This window comes from Paenibacillus sp. Soil766, from assembly GCF_001428105.1.
Taxonomy (GTDB): domain Bacteria; phylum Bacillota; class Bacilli; order Paenibacillales; family NBRC-103111; genus Paenibacillus_E.
This window is the reverse complement of sequence record NZ_LMSJ01000034.1, coordinates 147,009-165,033: the sequence shown is the minus strand read 5'-3', so window position 1 is coordinate 165,033 and position 18,025 is coordinate 147,009. Positions and strand designations below refer to the sequence as shown.

The 18,025-nt window shown below is 45.1% G+C and carries 16 protein-coding genes; 2 read left to right on the top strand and 14 right to left on the bottom strand.

The features are described from left to right. Positions 1-155 precede the first annotated feature (155 nt). The 6 genes from efeB to ASG89_RS24210 all read right to left on the bottom strand — a co-directional run bounded on the left by efeB (position 156) and on the right by ASG89_RS24210 (position 6,904). A complete protein-coding gene (gene efeB, locus ASG89_RS24235) occupies positions 156-1,421 on the bottom strand; it encodes an iron uptake transporter deferrochelatase/peroxidase subunit (RefSeq protein ID WP_057313592.1) in 1,266 nt (421 codons plus the stop codon). A gap of 19 nt (positions 1,422-1,440) precedes the next feature. Continuing rightward, entirely contained in the window at positions 1,441-2,607 is a 1,167-nt protein-coding gene (locus ASG89_RS24230) for an EfeM/EfeO family lipoprotein (protein WP_057313591.1), read from the bottom strand. A gap of 27 nt (positions 2,608-2,634) precedes the next feature. Next, positions 2,635-4,122, bottom strand: a complete 1,488-nt coding sequence (locus tag ASG89_RS24225) for an FTR1 family iron permease (RefSeq protein ID WP_057313590.1) — start codon at positions 4,120-4,122, stop codon at positions 2,635-2,637. 184 nt (positions 4,123-4,306) lie between these two features. Continuing rightward, positions 4,307-5,284 (bottom strand): AAA family ATPase, encoded by a 978-nt coding sequence (locus ASG89_RS24220; RefSeq protein ID WP_057313589.1) that lies wholly within the window; start codon positions 5,282-5,284, stop codon positions 4,307-4,309. Between the two features lie 125 nt (positions 5,285-5,409). Further along, complete coding sequence (locus ASG89_RS24215) at positions 5,410-6,411, bottom strand: lipoate--protein ligase (protein WP_057313588.1); 1,002 nt, start codon at positions 6,409-6,411, stop codon at positions 5,410-5,412. A 13-nt stretch (positions 6,412-6,424) separates the two neighbouring features. Further along, positions 6,425-6,904 (bottom strand): GNAT family N-acetyltransferase, encoded by a 480-nt coding sequence (locus ASG89_RS24210; RefSeq protein ID WP_057313587.1) that lies wholly within the window; start codon positions 6,902-6,904, stop codon positions 6,425-6,427. A gap of 117 nt (positions 6,905-7,021) precedes the next feature. Here ASG89_RS24210 and ASG89_RS24205 point away from each other — a divergent pair, with 117 nt between their 5' ends. Further along, the gene (locus ASG89_RS24205; RefSeq protein WP_057313586.1) at positions 7,022-7,825 is read left to right on the top strand and encodes a GNAT family N-acetyltransferase; all 804 of its coding nucleotides are present in this window, start codon (positions 7,022-7,024) and stop codon (positions 7,823-7,825) included. Positions 7,826-7,859: 34 nt separating this feature from the next. Further along, positions 7,860-8,726, top strand: a complete 867-nt coding sequence (locus ASG89_RS24200) for an SDR family oxidoreductase (RefSeq protein WP_057313585.1) — start codon at positions 7,860-7,862, stop codon at positions 8,724-8,726. A 55-nt stretch (positions 8,727-8,781) separates the two neighbouring features. Here the strand turns inward: ASG89_RS24200 and ASG89_RS24195 are convergent, their stop codons facing one another. The 8 genes from ASG89_RS24195 to mutL all read right to left on the bottom strand — a co-directional run bounded on the left by ASG89_RS24195 (position 8,782) and on the right by mutL (position 18,022). Then, complete coding sequence (locus tag ASG89_RS24195; RefSeq protein WP_057313584.1) at positions 8,782-9,495, bottom strand: YdcF family protein; 714 nt, start codon at positions 9,493-9,495, stop codon at positions 8,782-8,784. Between the two features lie 5 nt (positions 9,496-9,500). Further along, positions 9,501-10,160, bottom strand: a complete 660-nt coding sequence (locus ASG89_RS24190) for an alpha/beta hydrolase (protein ID WP_057313583.1) — start codon at positions 10,158-10,160, stop codon at positions 9,501-9,503. 43 nt (positions 10,161-10,203) lie between these two features. Next, positions 10,204-10,899, bottom strand: coding sequence for a peptidylprolyl isomerase (locus tag ASG89_RS24185; RefSeq protein ID WP_057313582.1), 696 nt, complete (start codon positions 10,897-10,899; stop codon positions 10,204-10,206). 175 nt (positions 10,900-11,074) lie between these two features. After that, positions 11,075-13,660, bottom strand: a complete 2,586-nt coding sequence (locus ASG89_RS24180; RefSeq protein ID WP_057313581.1) for a transglycosylase domain-containing protein — start codon at positions 13,658-13,660, stop codon at positions 11,075-11,077. 239 nt (positions 13,661-13,899) lie between these two features. Then, entirely contained in the window at positions 13,900-14,139 is a 240-nt protein-coding gene (gene hfq, locus ASG89_RS24175; RefSeq protein ID WP_056620871.1) for an RNA chaperone Hfq, read from the bottom strand. Positions 14,140-14,206: 67 nt separating this feature from the next. After that, a complete protein-coding gene (gene miaA, locus ASG89_RS24170) occupies positions 14,207-15,175 on the bottom strand; it encodes a tRNA (adenosine(37)-N6)-dimethylallyltransferase MiaA (protein ID WP_414813282.1) in 969 nt (322 codons plus the stop codon). Next, entirely contained in the window at positions 15,169-15,945 is a 777-nt protein-coding gene (locus tag ASG89_RS24165) for a class I SAM-dependent methyltransferase (RefSeq protein ID WP_057313579.1), read from the bottom strand. The genes miaA and ASG89_RS24165 overlap by 7 nt, the downstream gene beginning before the upstream one ends. A gap of 4 nt (positions 15,946-15,949) precedes the next feature. Further along, on the bottom strand, positions 15,950-18,022 hold the full coding sequence (gene mutL / locus ASG89_RS24160; protein ID WP_057313578.1) for a DNA mismatch repair endonuclease MutL: 2,073 nt from the start codon (positions 18,020-18,022) through the stop codon (positions 15,950-15,952). Positions 18,023-18,025 lie beyond the last annotated feature (3 nt).

The window sequence follows — 18,025 nt, the reverse complement described above, 5'->3', positions numbered from 1 at the left end:
TTGGCCTATTCCTTCATCATTGTGGAGGAAATGATTAGGAAAGTCAATTTGAGGCACAGGAAAATTCGATTATAACCGTCTTGCCAACAAAAAACAGGGCAGTCACACAAGTAGATCACGCTACTCGCGGAACAACCCTGCTCCTACTTCCTTATTTACTCAAACAATGTCTGCCCCAAATAAGCGCCTTTCGAAGGAACCCCTGGCAATACAGCAAAATAGCCGCCGCCTGTCGTGTCCGTATATGCTAGCATTTGATCCGGCATTTTCGGATTCGTTAAACGTTTCTGGATCGATTCAAACTGAGTTTGGATATTTCTATTGAAGCACACAAACAACAACCCTGCATTGATTCGACCTACACTGTCTAGATTTTCCATAAAGTTATATCCACGTCGCAAGATCCGTTCACGCTCCGAATTCTCTCCTGTACGCGGGTTAGATAAACGTATGTGCGAGTCTAATGGCGTTACCTTGCCTTCGGCGTCTGAGGCAAACTGCGGTGTATCGAATTCAACATTGCCATCCATAGGTGCCCCGGAAACCTTCTGACGGCCAATAATCTCTTCTTGATCGGAGTACGTTTGTTGATCCCATGTTTCGATTCGCATTTGAATGCGGCGAACCACCATATAAGTACCGCCAGCTAACCAAGGTGCGCTACTATTATCGCCAGTATCAATCCAAACATTATTTTTCATAAAAGTCTCATCTTGTAAGGCAGGATTAGCTGTACCATCCTTAAAGCCAAATAAATTCCGTTTCGTCCCTTGTGCTTTAACACCGAGCTGGCCTGTTTGCTGCCAACGCAAGTGAGCAACGCCTCTAGCCGCTTTAGATAAATTGCGAATCGCATGGAAACATATTATCGGATCATCCGAGCATGCTTGTACAATGATGTCTCCGTGCGTTAATTGATCCTGTAAGGAATCTTTATGAAAGATTGGCATCTCAGTCAATCCTGCCGGTTTACGGGAAAGAAGACCGAACCGATCAAGGCCCTCCTTTTCAAATAGAGAGGCGCCTACGGCAAATGTAAGAGTTAATTTACCTGTATCCAGGCCAAACTGCTCACCGGTATCCGTAGGTGGAAAAGCCGCATCCTGCGGTTCAACTGCCAACGGTTTACCTGCCATTAAAACGGCAGCCATCTCCGTCCACATTTTCAATAATGCTTGCAGCTCTTTCACATCGCTAGTTGTGACATCGAAAGCTGCCACATTTGCAAAATTTTGTGCAGGTGTGACAACTCCCGTTTGATGGTGCCCGTAAAAATCGAGCGTCTCATTACTTGTAGTTGCAGTAGCTTTATTCGTTGGAATTGCGGCTTGCGCCTTCCCCAGCAAATCTCCCAAAACAACGCCCGCCGCACCTGCAGCGGTCATCCCTAAGAAGGCTCGACGATTCATTTTGTCCGACATACCGCTTAACCTCATCCCTCTATTTGCTTAGCGTCCCTGGCATTTTCACAAGCGGTTCAGCCAATGCTTCTAATTTATTTTTCAAATCAACTTGTTTGGCTTGCTCTAATTTACTGAAATCATTCCATGTTGGGCCAACAGGCGAAAGTGTGTTCATGGTTTCAATAACTGTTGCTAAACTTTTGCTAATTTTCTCATCCAGTGCCGCATCTTTCTTCTTCAATTCCGCTTTTACAAGATCATAAATCGCTTGGGCACCTTCTACGTTTGCACGGATAACCGGCACTGTCGCACCGCTCCAACGCTCTTCTTCACCTGTAATTTTGCTGGACTGAGCTTCTTCCATCAATTCCCCTACACCTGCGATAAAGTCAGTTGGAGCAATTGTCGTAGCTGCAATCGCTTGTTGCATTTTCTTACCATCTTCAAGCAGACGCGCTGCAAACGGCTCAGCATCCTTGATGTTTTTCTTCACAAATAATAAGTATTCAATTCGGTGATACCCTGTAAAATCAGGATCTTTCTCGTTCTTAAAATCATCCACGCGCGCATCCATGACACCGTCCAACTCACTGAACGTCTCGATAATTGGCTCAATTCTCTCATACGGCATACGAGCTAGTCCATATGCTTCTGTTGCTTTTTTCATATCACCACTTTTGATAGCGGTGTTCAGTTGATCAAGTAACGTCACCAGTTGGTTACCTTGATCTTGCACATACTTGTTGTAAGCTTTGGCAGCATCTTTTAGCGCAGCAGAAGCTTCAATAACGTCTTTATTAACTGCACCTTTGTTCTCTGCAAAAGAAGTTGTAAGCTCCGTCAACGCCGATTTTAAATTCGTATTTAAAGCTGTTAATGTAGGGAAATCAAGCTTATCTTCTTTCAAGCCCGCTTCAAGAGGCGTCAAAAACTTTTCCACTTTGAAATATAATTCCGGGAATTTGGGTTTCACTTCGTCTTCGAAGCTGGCCCATTGATCCTCCAACTGATCGGCAAGTTTCTTCGCATCTTTAATTTTAGAAACCTCTAATTGACCCTTCAGACTATCGACACTTGTCACTAAAGTCGTTGAACCCTCTTTAAATGGCACTTTAGCAACCTCAGTTGGCTCTGATTTACCACAACCTGCAAGGACAAGAGTTGATACTGCTGCTAAAACAATAAGTTGTTGACTTTTTTTCATGGGATAGACCCTCCACTTTTCTTTAATTTAGGATTTATTGATTATTGACATATTTCTATTAGAAATGATTTTAAGACGATCTCTGACTACTGCAATAAGTGCCAGAAGCAATAAGCATAACTGTGGGATTGCGCTCTCTAAAGTAGGATATAGTGCAACAGCATCCCAGCTTGGCAGCCAATCGGCTGTTGTTGCGGGCAAATAACCGGCTAATTGAAGTCCATGAACGCCCATCCCCGCAAATTTAAAGCATAAGTAGAAAACAAAAACACTTGAAATCAAGAAAAATGGGCGCATCGGAATACGAAGTCCGATCTTTAGAATTAGAAAGGCTATGATGAGCAACACCCCTACACCAATCCCGATTCCGCCAAGCAGTGAAGCCAAAGAAATCGAGGATGCCATTCCGATCATAAATAAGACTGTTTCTGTTCCTTCACGGAACACAGCTAGGAAAGCAAGTAAGCTAAGTGAAACTAAACTGCCAGTTGCTAACGCTTTGACACTTTGATTACGAATATAAGACTGCCAATTCGAAATGCTTGCCTTGCTATGCAGCCAATAGCTCATATATAGGAGCATGAGCGCCGCAAATACCCCCGTACAGCCAGCAATTAAAAAATTGTTATTTCCAAAGGCACTCGCCGAAAATAACTGTTGCACCACGATGCCCAGTGCTAAGCTGACAATGAGTCCACCATAAACGCCAAACCAAATCCATTTTTTCTTATCTTCATGGCCTGCCTTTTTGAGAAAACCAAGTAACGCTATAACGACTAGCAAAGCTTCGAGCCCTTCGCGAAGGATAATCGTCGTTGCATCAAGCATGGTGTAGCTTGTCTTTGTTGCTAAGGGTACTAAATCAGCATGCATCCGCGCGATTGTCACAGCTGCATCTTGAGCTTGAGGAGGTGTAGCAGAAAGCTGTGCATACGCTGTTACCATGTCTCGTTCCATGGACGTATACACGGCTTGCGATTGTGTCAACACGATACCTTCAATAAGCAACCAGGAATTCCGGAGTGTTTGAATGCTCTCGGAAGCTCCCTCTATATCCTTCCCCTTCACCTGATCCGACGCTTTCTCCAACAGTGTAATTAGCGACGCTACGGTAACCTTATTGACACTTTTCGCCGAAGAACCGAATGCTGAGAGATCGCCCTCTACGAAATACATATTCAACTTATGTAGATCCTTCAACTTCGCTGCAAGCTTTAGAGCATCAACCGGCTGCTTCATCGTCTGCAGTGAGGCTTCCCCCATAGCTCCTTCAATCTTCTGATAGGCCGCTAAGGATTGCTCTTTAATCCCATCTTCATAGCTAAGCCAATTGATTTGGAAAGCTTCAAACAATTTCGTTGCTTGCTCAATATTACCGCTTTCTGCTGCTTGAATTGCACTCACGATACCTGCATCTTCTTTGGCTAGATCATCCTGAGGCTTGGCACTAGCAATCAACGGCACAGACAGGAGTAAGAATAGTGCAATCCAACTGGACAAAATGACTTTCCGCATGCATGACAACTCCTTTAGAGTGGTAAATATGTAACCGTCATTCATTTATTCACAAACAATACTGATAATCATTATCAACAAAGTAATTACTCTGTATATTTTACTCAGAACTTCACAACTGTCAATAACTTTCCATACGAAAAAAGCCAACTAACTTAAATAAGTTAATTAGCTTTTTGAACTTTTATTTGAATTTCACATCTTCCGGACGAATCGACATCAATTCAAGCTTGGAAGGTGCGTTCACATATTGACTTAACAAACGAACCGCTTGATGCCGCATGGCTTTCTCCAAAATATTCCTAACATACCTCGCATTGCTGAAAGAACGCCAGGTCATTGCCTTCTCCTCAGCGAGGTGTTGCTTTAGCTTCGCTAGTGTTTGCGGCAGTAACACATATTCCCGATCCTTCGCCATCAACTCAGTAATCTGGATCAATTGATCGATGGCATAGTCCTCAAAATCAATTTGAATCGGAAAACGCGAAGGAAGCCCAGGATTTGTGGCTAGAAATTGCTCCATTTCCTCACTATAACCCGCTAAGATAAGGATGAAATCATTTTTCTTATCTTCCATGCCTTTGACCAGCGCATCAATCGATTCCTTACCAAAATCTTTCTCACCGCCACGTGCCAAGCTATATGCCTCATCAATAAATAGGACGCCGCCCATCGCTTTTTTCATGAGTTCACGCGTTTTCAGTGCGGTATGCCCAATGTATTCACCTACGAGGTCTGCGCGCTCTACTTCAATGAAATGCCCTTTACTCAGTACGCCCATCGCATGAAACATACGGCCTAATAATCGTGCTACCGTCGTCTTCCCCGTTCCAGGGCTGCCTTTGAAAATCATATGGTACACATGAGCATTGCTCATAAGTCCAGCTTCAACTCGAAATTGCGTAATCTGCAGCAGCGCATAAATTTCATGCACCAGCTCTTTGACATTTTCTAAGCCAATCAGTCCATTCAGCTCTTTGAATACATCCGATAACGGCCCCTCCATTGGCGTCCTTTTGCCAGTGATCATCGGCTCGGCGTCGGCAAGGGGTGAAGCGCCTGACTGCCCGCCTGATCCCTCAACAATTCGCCGCTGACTGCCAGATTCCGGCTGCCGTAAAACGATGTTGATTTGTCTGGATGGCAAGCTTCTACCACTCATGAAGATCACCTCGTTTACATGATGGTTTATTAGTGCGTATCCACCATCCTACGCTTGTAAACGTCATTTTAGACCGCAGCCGCCCTGGATTACGATAGTCATCGCTTATTTAGATCAACTTAAGTTTAAGTCAACATCAGCAAGGCTACGAATGTCTCCTTATCCAAAGCGCCGAAGTAATGTTTCAAATCTACATCTGCTATGCGTTCACGAACTGCACCTTCCTCAAATCGTGTACCAACCAGTTTATTTTCAAGCTCAGCAACATCATGGGCACCAAAGAAATCTCCAAATATTTTGAGATGCTGCAGATGGCCCTCTTCGATAGATAAGCGAATATCCACTCTACCGACGCCCTCAATTCTTTTGGCATGTTGAACCGTGCTTTTAGGTGATTTCCCATAATTCCAATCCCAGTTCTGATACCGCTCTTCCGAAATCTGATGAATCTGAGTCCAATCTTTCTCTGTTAGCTTATAGGTAGGAACATTCTCAGCATTGACTCCAAAAATAGAACTAAGCAATGTAGATCGAAATTCTGCCATAGTCATCGATTCTTTCAGAAACTCCACTATATTCGCAACCCTGCTTCGGATCGATTTAATACCTTTGGATTGAATTTTATCGGGATCAACGCGTAGTGCCGAAACAACATTCTCTATCTCCGAATCGAACAGAAGTGTCCCATGACTGAACATTCTTCCCTTCGTTGAAAATTGCGCATTGCCTGATATTTTGCGTTCACCGACTTGAATATCATTGCGACCTGTTAGTTCAGCTTGAATTTCAAGTGCATGCAACGCTTCAACTACTGGCGCCGTAAACTTCTGAAAATTATGAAACGAATTCCCATCGTCTTGGGTGATAAAACTGAAATTCAAGTTCCCTAGATCATGATACACCGCACCTCCACCAGACAACCGACGGACAACATGCAGGTTATTCGCTTTCACATATTCGGGATTAATTTCTTCCAGCGTATTTTGGTTCTTGCCAATGATGATCGACGGTTCATTCACATAAAAAAGCAAATAACTCTCTCCCGCCGGCAGCTTTCGCAAGGCAAATTCTTCAATGGCCAAATTGATTCTCGGATCCGTGATTCCTTCATTATCTATAAAAAGCATAGGGATTCCCTCTCTATTTCAAAAAATTTGTCGCAAGGGTGCGATTTAACGTCAGCATGCCAAGTGATGCATAAAAAAGCAAGGCACCTTCATTGAATTCCCACACATTTAATTCGAGTGATTCGGCTTCGCGCGCTTGTGCCCACTCAGCAGCAGCCCGGTAAAGCCGCTTGCCAATTCCCTGACGTTGATGGGCAGAGGCTACAGCAAGTTCATTTAAATATGCATACTTACGAGGCACAAGAGCTTCATAGTTTGGACTTTGCTTCATTTCTAACATCGCGACACCAACTACTTCTAGTCCAAGCTCCGCGACTATAATCTCTTTATCGGCCCGATCCGAGAAGCTTCGATACCAGCCCATCGCAACAACGTGATCGAGTTTGGCAAATCGGTCTGGCAATGCTTCCGTATGTTCTTCCTGGCCTTCACGAATGATCGTATTCACAGCATCATAATCCTCCCATGTGGCCGTTCGCAATCGCAGTTCCATCGTAGGCTTCCTCCCCTAACACAAAATGGTAACATGTACGTAAGTATTTTTCGATTGAATTTTTATACATTTAATTGTATATTTATGTAATACATTTGGTGGATGGGGGCACTTTTCATGCAAACAGAACGTGATTCCTTCGAATTACTTGATCGCATAGCTGCAAATACTTGGCCTGCGGAAAGCAACACTTGGGTTGATCATTGGCTCATTAGAGCATCAAACGGGATAACTAAACGAGCAAACAGTGTGTTTGCTATTGGTTCTTACCCACATGATGACAATTGGCTATCGCTTGTGGAACAATTTTACCATAGTCATGGGTTACCTGCTATTTTTCATATTAGTACGGCCTCTCCCGACCAATTGGACAGCTTATTGCAAGACCAAGGCTACGAATTAGATACTCCCTGTTATATGATGACGGCTGATTGCCAACAAGTCGCCACTCAAGCGGAAAAACGCATGCAACAATACCCTTCAGCGCTGGATCTTGAATTAGAAATTACACAATCCATAACGAAAGAGTGGCTGGATGCCTTTCTTTTATTAGAACAGTACCCAGAGGAACGAAGAGGCTTTTATCAAGGTTTAAGCGATCGAATGCCGGCACCGAAAGCCTTCATTACACTGAAAGATCAAGGTCAGATTGTCGCACTTGGCACAGCGATCGTAGAAGGAGAATGGGCAGGTTTCGTCAATGTGATCGTACACGAAGAACACCGCGGCAAGGGCTACGGCTATGCAATTATTCATGCCATGACTACATGGTGCATGACACAAGGTGCGACTCAGCAATATTTGCAAGTGATCGCAAACAATGTGCCAGCGGTTACGTTATACGAGAAGCTAGGGTATCAAATGAAATATGGCTATCATTACCGAGTGAAGTATGATTTGGCGGATCTTGTATCATCCTAACTAAGAATTTCTTAGGATGAAAGGAGCCGATTACATGACGGCCACAAAGGAAAAGCCAGTTTTTCCACCGCAGCATCAGAACCATCAACCAGGCATCGAAGCAGAAATGAAACCACTGCCCGAATTTGAGAAAGCGAACTATAAACCTGCTGGTAAACTGAAAGATAAAGTTGCCATCATTACTGGAGGTGACAGCGGCATAGGACGCGCAATTGCAGTAGCTTACGCCAAAGAAGGGGCCGATGTCATTATTGTCTACCTGAATGAGCATAAGGACGCAGAAGAAACACATCGACATGTGGAACAAGCGGGCCGCAAATGCTTGCATGTCGCAGGCGACATAGGAGATGAGAACTTCTGTAAGCAGGTTGTTGCACAAGTCATTCAAGAATTCGGCAAGCTTGACATTCTTGTTAACAATGCTGCTGAGCAGCATCCACAGAAAAGTATAACGGATATTACGTCAGCGCAGCTTGAACGAACATTCCGAACGAATATTTTCTCCTACTTTTACATGACGCAAGCCGCTCTTCCTCATCTGAAGTCAGGTAGTGCGATAATAAATACCGCTTCGATCACAGCTTACCATGGTCACGAACAATTAATTGATTATTCATCAACGAAAGGTGCGATTGTCACCTTCACTCGCTCGCTCTCCTTGCAGTTGAACGCCAAAGGCATTCGAGTGAACGGTGTTGCTCCTGGGCCCATCTGGACACCGTTAATTCCTTCTACATTCACAGCTCAGGAAGTTGAGGTCTTCGGCTCTACGACCCCGATGAAACGTGCCGGACAGCCTAGTGAATTAGCACCAAGCTATGTGTTCTTAGCCAGTGAAGACTCCTCTTACATGGCAGGGCAAATTCTGCATATCAATGGCGGAGCCATCGTAAATGGCTAGATAAGAAAAAGCATGACAAGCAGCGGCATTCCCCGCTACCCTGTCATGCTTTCTATTATTTCAACCCCAGCTTCAATTGCAGTTTGGTCAAATACCAGTTCGTATAGGCTAGTGTTTCTCTCGTATCATGATAAGGCATGAAAAGCACCTCTGACTTGGCCCCGGAGACTAGCGGATCTTTGAAACCAATCGTTTCTGCAATATCATGTGAACGCGAGCTATGAAACTTATGCGTGATGATAATTGAGCTAACAAGTGATTTCTCGTCCATAATTTGCTTGCTGAACAGTAAATTTTCATACGTACTTGTTGCCTTAGGCTCGATATGTATACTTGACTTCGGCAATCCCTGCTTCACCAAATAGTCCCTCATGCCTTCAGCTTCTGTCAGCTTAGACCCATTATGATCCAAACCACCTGTTACAATAAGTTGCTTGAAACGCCCCTGCTTGTACAACTCCACAGCTAAGTCCAGACGTTCTTGCAGCCCGGGACTAGGGATATCATTCCGAAGCGAAGCTCCCAATACAATTCCTACATCAACTTGCTTAGGCAAGCTCGACTGACTTGGGCCTAACTGTACCTTCCACTGGATAAACACAACCCAACTCACCAGCAAAGCAAAGGAAATCAAAATGAATTGAAACGTCCTTACAAATAGGCGATATAACTTAGATGGTGGTTTTCCTTTCGAAGCGCTAGCTTTCTTCTTCGTTGGCGCAGGTGCGATGGCGCGTTGTTTTTTGTTCATACTAAGCTTTGCCGTCATCCTTCCTACTCCTTATCCAGAAATGTACTTACCTGCCGAAATAAGGCTGGAGCATCCTCGCTCAAACAGATTAAATGATCCGATTTGGCGTGCCAGTGCAGCTCTCGCTGCCCTCTGAGCTTGCTATAAATGTACCGCGCACTCTGCGGATGAATCACTTGATCTCTTTCCGCTTGTGCAATAAGGGTAGGCTTATTGACTTGACTGAGCTCCGGCTTCAGATGTCGGACAAGCCTCGTGAACTGCCAGGTTGCCACAAGTGGCGTTGATTTCCCTTTGATTAAACTGATTTTCCGTTGATACTTCCATTCCTCACGAAGGACGTTCAAAAGCCGACCCGGGCTGACATAAATGACTGCTGTGTTTAATAGTATGAGCCTTCGCACGGGATAACGAACCGACAAGTAAGCTGCCAATAGACCTCCCATTGAAAAACCAACCATATCAAAGGAGCCATAGGTCTCTGTCATTTTGGCCGCATGCCATTCGGCCGCTTGGACCCAGTCTTCCCAACGTGAAGCGTGAAGCTGATGACGGCTTTCTCCATTCCAGGGTAGGATGGGCACCTCACACAGCTGACCACGCTCTCGTAAATGCCGAGCTAACGGCTCAACTTCATAAGGTCCACCTGTAAATCCATGGAACAATAGGCACGGTTGTTTCATGAGATCCACTCCTATCCTTTATGAAATCGTTCTTGATGTTAGTTTATTTTTCTTTGATCGAAATGGTGTTAATCGTTACTTTTTCTTTTGGCTTACTTGCCGAAGCATCCACTCCATTCGGATCTCTTTCCACGGGAGTCTCAGCGATCTTCGCAATTGTGGCCATTCCGTCAGCTGTTACTTTTCCGAAAATAGTGTAATCGGGCTTCTTATTCAATGACGCACAATCTGTACCTGAACAAATGAAAAATTGGCTGCCATTCGTATTAGCTCCTGAGTTTGCCATCGCAACAGTTCCTGGTTCATAAGTATGCGTCGTTTTCAGCTCATCAGCAAATTTATAACCTGGCCCCCCTCTGCCTGTCCCTTGCGGATCACCTGTTTGGATCATGAAAGTTTTAATGATACGGTGAAACGTTACATTGTTATAGAAGCCTTCTTTGGATAAAAAGACGAAGTTGTTCACCGTTTTGGGCGCTTCTTTGGTGTACAAATCGATCGTAAACGTCCCTTTCGAGGTTGTAACTTCTGCTTGATACGTTTTATTCGTATCAATGATCATATCTGGGGCTTTGCTCCATTGCTTGGGAGCTGATGCCGCTGTCGATGCTGCAGGTGTTGCCGTACCGCCAGTACTTTCCGCCGGTTTATTGCCGCACGCGGATACGATAAGGGTTAATGTAAGCAAGGAAGCGGTGAGAAGCATTTTAGACTTCATGGATGTAGTAGCTAATTTCATTGAACAGTCCTCCAGTTTGAATTTGTTTGCTGATGTGTCGATGTGCCTGCACAATTGCCATCATGGCGAGTAGGCACCTCTTACACTTTATTCTGTCGATAAGCTTGTCCGCATCTGCTTGTTGGAGCTATAAGGCCCTTCTAAGGACCTTATTATGCTCGCACAACTTGCTCTACTAAGCGCCGTTCTTCGGCTTCTCGTCATTCGGCTTATCCACCGGTAACGGAGTCGGCGTCGGACTCGGCTTAGGGCTTAATGATGGGCTAGGAGTTGGAGTTGGAGTTGGACTTGGCCCGGTTTCCGTTCCTGTGCCAGGTTTAATCGTAGCCCCTGGTGATGTAGAAGGGACAGGCTTCCCACTAGGTGATGGGGATGGATTGGGATTATTCCCTCCGTTGCCTGGCGATGGTGACGGCAAACCTGACGGAGTAGGTGACGGAATTCCGCCATTCGGAAGCGTATCATCCTTCGGAATTTCGACGGTAACGACATTCGACTTCGCACCTGGTGTATTCGAATCGTTCGCCATTGGTATTACATAATATTGATACGTTTCGCCACTATTGATTGTCGTGTCCTCGACTAACACTTTCGGTGTTTGAATAATCATTTTCGCTTCAGGCTCAGTCGCGCCTTTACGATACAATTCGTAACTAACTTTCTCTCCGAGAGAGGTCCATTCAATCTTAACACGTTTTGATTCTGGTACATAAGTAGCTCTAACATCTGTAATACCACTAGGCGGTTCTTTCAAATCGTCTACATTAGCTGGCTTAACAAAGTTAGTAACTGGCCTATCCTTTAGAGCTGTGGACATGACTTCCTTGAAAATAGCAGCTGTGCTGCCGCTTCCAACCGTCACATAATGTTTGGAATCGACCTTATCGAAACCTTCCCAGACAGCCGCCGTCCATTCAGGGGTATAACCAACGAACCATACATCTCGATCGTACTGTTCAATGCCTTTGATATCAAGTCCTGTTGATCCTGTTTTCCCAGCAACCGGACGATTGAACTTCGCTTTCACACCTGTACCACCTGTCTCCACAACACCCTGCAGCAACAGTGTCATATAGTAGGCAGTACTCGGCTGCATAACCTGCTTCTTCTCTGGCTTATATGCCGCAATTTCTTTATCTTGCGAATCGGTTATTCGTAAAATTGCATGCGTTTTATTCTGATTCCCTTGGTTAGCAAAAGCTGTGTAAGCTCTAGCCATTTGCAATGGCGATACGCCATCCGTAAGACCGCCTAGCGCAATGGCTAGATTCTGATCCTTCTGAGGATTCAGGGTGGTACCCAGCTTATTAGCAAACGCAATCCCCTTATCAACATTCATTTTATTTAATAACCAGACAGGCGCTAGATTGTAGGATTTCTTAACAGCTTCAAACATCGAAACTTGCCCATGTGTTTGACGATCATAGTTTTGCGGTGTATAGGAACCGAAAGACGTCTGTGTGTCATCTAGCAAGGAATACGGTGTATATTTCCCACTATCTAAAGCAGGCGCATAGACGGCAATTGGTTTAAAAGAGGACCCTGGTTGTCGTTTGGAATATACACGACTAAACCCTTTGGTTTTATAATCCCGGCCACCAATTAATCCCATAATACCGCCAGTTTTATTATCCAAAATAACCATGGAGCTCTGAATTTTCTGTCCATCTGTAGCATCCTTCTGGAAAAAACTCGGATTCGCATAAGTTTGCTCAATGGTTTTCTGAGCTGTGATATTCATGGTCGTGTAAATACGGTAACCTTTGGTCAGGAGCTCATCTTCTTCGATGCCGTACATGTCTTCCGCTTCATTCACGACATAGTCCACGAACGAAGCATATTCTTTCGTCCCTCCTGTGGTCGTAGATACAGGCGGCACATAATCGACAGCAGCGGCTTTGGCACGCTCTGCCTCTGTAATATAACCTTGATCCGTCATCAGCCTCAGAACTACTGCTCGACGTTCTTTTGATAAATCTGGATGAGTTAACGGCGAGTAGCGGGAAGGTGCTTTAGGTAACGCGGCAAGTGTCGCCATTTCCCACACTTCCAGTTCGTTCAAATTCGACTTGTTAAAATAAACCTTAGCTGCCGCTTTAATGCCGTAAGCGTTACTTCCGAAGAAAATGCGATTCAAATATTTCTCTAGAATTTCATCCTTCGTAAACCGCTCATCAAGCGCAAACGCGATCGACATTTCCGTACCTTTCCTGAAAGCCGTTTTCTCTGAGCTTAGGAATACGTTCTTGGCTAGCTGTTGCGTGATCGTGCTTCCACCTTCAACTGCGGCCATATGAATGATATCTGTAACAAGCGCACGTCCAATCGCCCTTAAATCAACACCTGAGTGTTCATTAAACCGTCGATCTTCCGTTGCGATAAATGCTTGTTGCAGCCGTTCCGGAACGTCTTTGATGTTGACACTTTCCCGATTTTCACCGCGATATACTTTCGAAATCTCTGTTGCAGGTTTATCTTTCCCATCCTTATCTTTACCTTCTTCTTGCGCATAAATAAGGGTCGACTCGGTTGTGCTAACAATTTTATCAATATTGGCATCCAAGATTTTGAAACCGCTCATGATGACGACAATATAAATTCCCGTTGCGCAAATTACAGCGACAATTGCAGCAATGATGGAACCCATAATGAGATTACGTGCATGAAATTTTTTCTTCTTGGGACCTTTGTTCTGGCTTTGTTTGGACTCCCTTGATTTAGTTTGCGGCGTGGATGGATGTCTCGTAGGTTTTTTATCCATATTCACCAACTCCCTTACGTTTCGTTTCTCTAGATAGAAGATGGAACTGAAATAAACGAACAAACCGACCTTAGAGGTCGAGTACGTTTATCCGAAATTTAGTCGACTTATCAAGTCCAATGAAAAATCTCCTAAATTTCAATAAAAGAACAACCTTTATACAAGGTTGCTCCCAAAAGTTTCTATTCGGTTAGACGTTTCAGTCCATTAAAAAGTTGCAAATTGAAGCGATATAGGGATTATTCCGTAGCTTCTGCAGCCGCCATTAATGAAACAGCACGCTGTGGTGTGAAGGTAGAGATCGCATGCTTGTACACCATTTGTTGACGGCCTTCACTGTCAATAATGATGGTGAAATTGTCAAATGCACGAATAAGTCCTCTAATTTGAAAGCCATTTGTTAAATAAACGGTAACGGGAATGCTTTCTTTACGCAGCTGATTTAGAAAATTGTCCTGAATATTAATGGATCGGTTCATCAGTATGTCCCCCTTAATGGAATGAAACTTTCGCCCAAGCGGCGCTATTTTCTAATGGTGATATTTGTTAATTATATTCTATTTTATGTACAAACTTTCCTGCTAGTATATCACTAATCATTTCGAAATGGGCAGAAAAATTTGCTGTATCTGTTACATCAACCCAATCAATGTCCTTCATATGCCGAAACCAAGACAATTGACGCTTTGCAAATCGACGTGTATCCCGCTTCAGCAGGATTACGGCGTCCTCGAAGCTGAGCTCATGGTCTAGATAGCTAACGATCTCCTTATACCCAAGAGCTTGCATCGAAATGGCCGACTTCGGAGTGCCAGCGGCTAGAAGCTCCTGTACCTCTTCAACCAACCCTTCTTGAATCATCGCATCGATGCGTTCTTCGATCCGTTGATAGAGCAGCGCTCGGTCCATTGATAGCCCAATGATACATAGTTCGTAAGGAGATTCTTTTTTCTGGGAGGCCAAATGAGCCGTCATGGTTTCTCCAGATATATGGAAAATCTCAAGTGCTCGAATTACGCGCCTGCGGTCATTGGCATGCAGACGGCCCGCACTCTCAGGATCAATTTCCCGCAATCTGGCATGTAGGGCGTCTTCCCCATGCGTATTTGCGAATTCTTCCTGTAATTTCCTGAATTCCTCGTCCATACTGACATCTGTAAATTGATAATCATAGCAGACCGATTCGATATATAATCCTGTGCCACCTACAATAAAAGGCAGCTTGCCACGCGAGTGGATGTCTTGAATTAATCCTTTTACTCGCTCTTGAAACTCTGCTGCAGAAAACGAATACGATGGATCATGAATGTCAATCAGATGATGCGGGACGATCTGCTGCTCCGCTTCGCTCGCTTTGGCGGTTCCGATGTCCATGCCACGATACACCTGCATTGAATCACCGGAAATAATTTCACAATTGAAGCGCTGTGCAATTTCCAAGCTGAGCTTGGTCTTACCAACAGCGGTGGGACCAAGTAGCACGAGTAATTTCGGCTTGGCTGATGGGGCTAACACAATCGAATCACTCCATACGTTGTTTTCGTAGTTGAACGTAACACATGCTCGAACCCGAGCCGAGCAAACTCAGCGCTGTCTCGGTTTTCTTTAAGCACAATACTTTTGCGTGCAACGCGTCTTGCTTCAGCGATCGAAGCCAAGCTGACGGCTTCATCGTTCGCACGATGCCGAAGTGGGGATATCGCATGCGATTCCTCGATCGGACTGCGAAACATGGGATCAAAATAGACCACATCCACACTCTGCGAGTCTAACTGTTGCAAAAAAGTCAGGTGATGCGTATGCCTTACCTCAATGCGTCTCATTGCAGCATTCAATTCCGGTATTTCCGATTGATATTGGACCAAGCCTTCTTGAATCAGCATGGCTGGGATCCTTTCACTTTCAAGCGCTGTGACATGACCTTCCATACCAACCACATAAGAGAAGACGATGGCATCCGACGCAAGCCCCGCTGTACAATCCACAATGCGGTCGCCAGAAACAGCTCCTGATGCCTCAATGAGCAAATCAGACTCTCCCCTCTGCATCCGTTTGACACGAACAAGTGACATGCTTGGATGGAAAAAAGTTGCAGGGTGATCTTCTTCATAGTACCTGATCTCTTCTCTTGTCACAAGCAGAACAGAACTATCCTTATAATTTCTCCTAAGAAGTTCCAAAGAATACTTCTTCCGGGGCACAATTCGGCCCCCATATAAAGCTGATAAGCGTGCGGCTTCTGCCACCAAATCAGCGGACGGGTTATACGAAGTTGTTACTAGCACAGGGTTACATCACTCGCTTAAACATTTTTTCTAACTCATAGGTTGTAAAACTTATTACGATAGGTCGTCCATGCGGACACGTATATGGATTTCTACAACTCGCTAGTCGATCGATTAGTGTTTCCATTTCCAATATGCTTAGACTCTGATTAGCCTTAATAGATGCCTTGCAGGAACACATAATCGCTGCCTTCTCGCGGAGTTTGGCGATATCCAAAGCTTTACGATCAGAAATAATGAGCTCACACATCTCTTCCACGATGGCTTTCTCTTCCCCTGAAGGGAACCAATGTGGATGCGCACGCACTAGGAACGTATTGCCGCCAAAAGCTTCCATATACACACCTACTTGTTCAAACAACGCAAGCTTATCCGCAATAACACCCGCTTCAGAAGGTGTAAATTCCAACGTTATGGGAACGAGCAATTCTTGGCTCGCCTCAGCAGGATTGCCAAAATGCTCATAAAAATATTCATAATTGATGCGTTCATGCGCTGCATGCTGATCAATTAAGTATAATCCTGTTTCATTCTGCGCAATCAAATAGGTGCCATGCATTTGTCCGATTGGATCCAAACGAGGAAACGTCGGAAGCTTGGGAGCATCACTGTCTGCATTCGATGGCATCAACTCCATAAACGCCTCGTTCATTCGTCGTTGCTGTTGAATAGAGGTGTTTCGAGATGCTGCATCACTTGCAGCCGTGTAGCTCTGGCTAGTTACTAGCGATTTTTTCGTTGGAAATCCAGCATTTGCTAACGAACTGCCACTTGCATTAGGCACCACTGGTGTCTGTTGCTGCAAAGGTGACGACAACGTAGCTGGGATTGGCTGCCGATAGGTGGGTGCTGCTTCCTTGACCTGAGGCAACGTCCACTGGTTGTCAGATTTATTCACAGTGTTTGATAATTCCAAACCATTCTTATCCTCAGACACTACAGCCTTATGATCCTTATAAAACTCCGCATCCAGATCTGACGAAGAGCTCTGGGTCTCTTTGGGTGGCTCTACGGTGCGTGTGAGCTCCAGTTGCTCTTGAACGAATGCGCCTTTCGGTGCTGATGACTTGACACCCGTTGGAATCAGCACTTGTCTGCCGAATAGCCGCTTCACCTCGGCTTCAATCAAGGCCGTTAGCTCCGCTTCCTTACTGAAGCGGACTTCCAGCTTAGATGGATGTACGTTTACATCCACAAGAGCTGGATCCATCCCGATGTGCAGCGCAGCAACGGGAAAACGGTTGATCGGCAACAAGGTATGATACCCTTGCAAAAGGGCTTGATTCAGCGCGAAGTTGCGCACATAGCGACCATTGACAATGGTCGAGATGCCGCCGCGATTCGCGCGCGTCATTTCGGGCTTGGCGACGAAGCCCGAGATTGTATAATCCAAGTTTTCCACTTGGAGTGGAAGCATTTGCTTAGCAATCGCCGTGCCATAGATGCCGGCAATGACTTGGAGCAGATCCCCGTTGCCTAACGTTTGGAGCAATACATTGCCATTATGCTTTAATGTGAAAGCAATGCCAGGATGTGCGAGCGAAAGACGATATAAATAATCAGAAATATGCCCAAGCTCCGTCTGGATCGTTTTCATATATTTCAATCTTGCTGGTGTGTTATAAAATAAATCGCGCACCGTCACTTCTGTACCACGCGATGCCGCAGTTTCTTCCACGGCACGAATCGTACCGCCTTCGATGGTGACTTTGCGACCCAACCCATCATTCGTCGCACTGGTTACACACTCGAGCCTGGAGACAGAAGCAATACTTGGCAGGGCTTCACCACGGAAGCCTAGCGTGCGGATCGAGAACAGATCCTTGCTCGTTGCTATTTTACTCGTCGCATGCCGTTGGAAAGCTAATTCACAATCCTCAAGGGCCATGCCTGAGCCATTATCAGATACCCGAATTAAGGTTAAGCCACCTTCTTCAATCGTGACATCAACACGGGTACTCCCCGCATCAACCGAGTTCTCAACCAGCTCTTTCACGACCGATGAAGGCCGCTCTACCACTTCACCTGCTGCAATTTGGTTCGCAATATGCTCGCTTAAGAGCTGAATTTTCCCCATCGT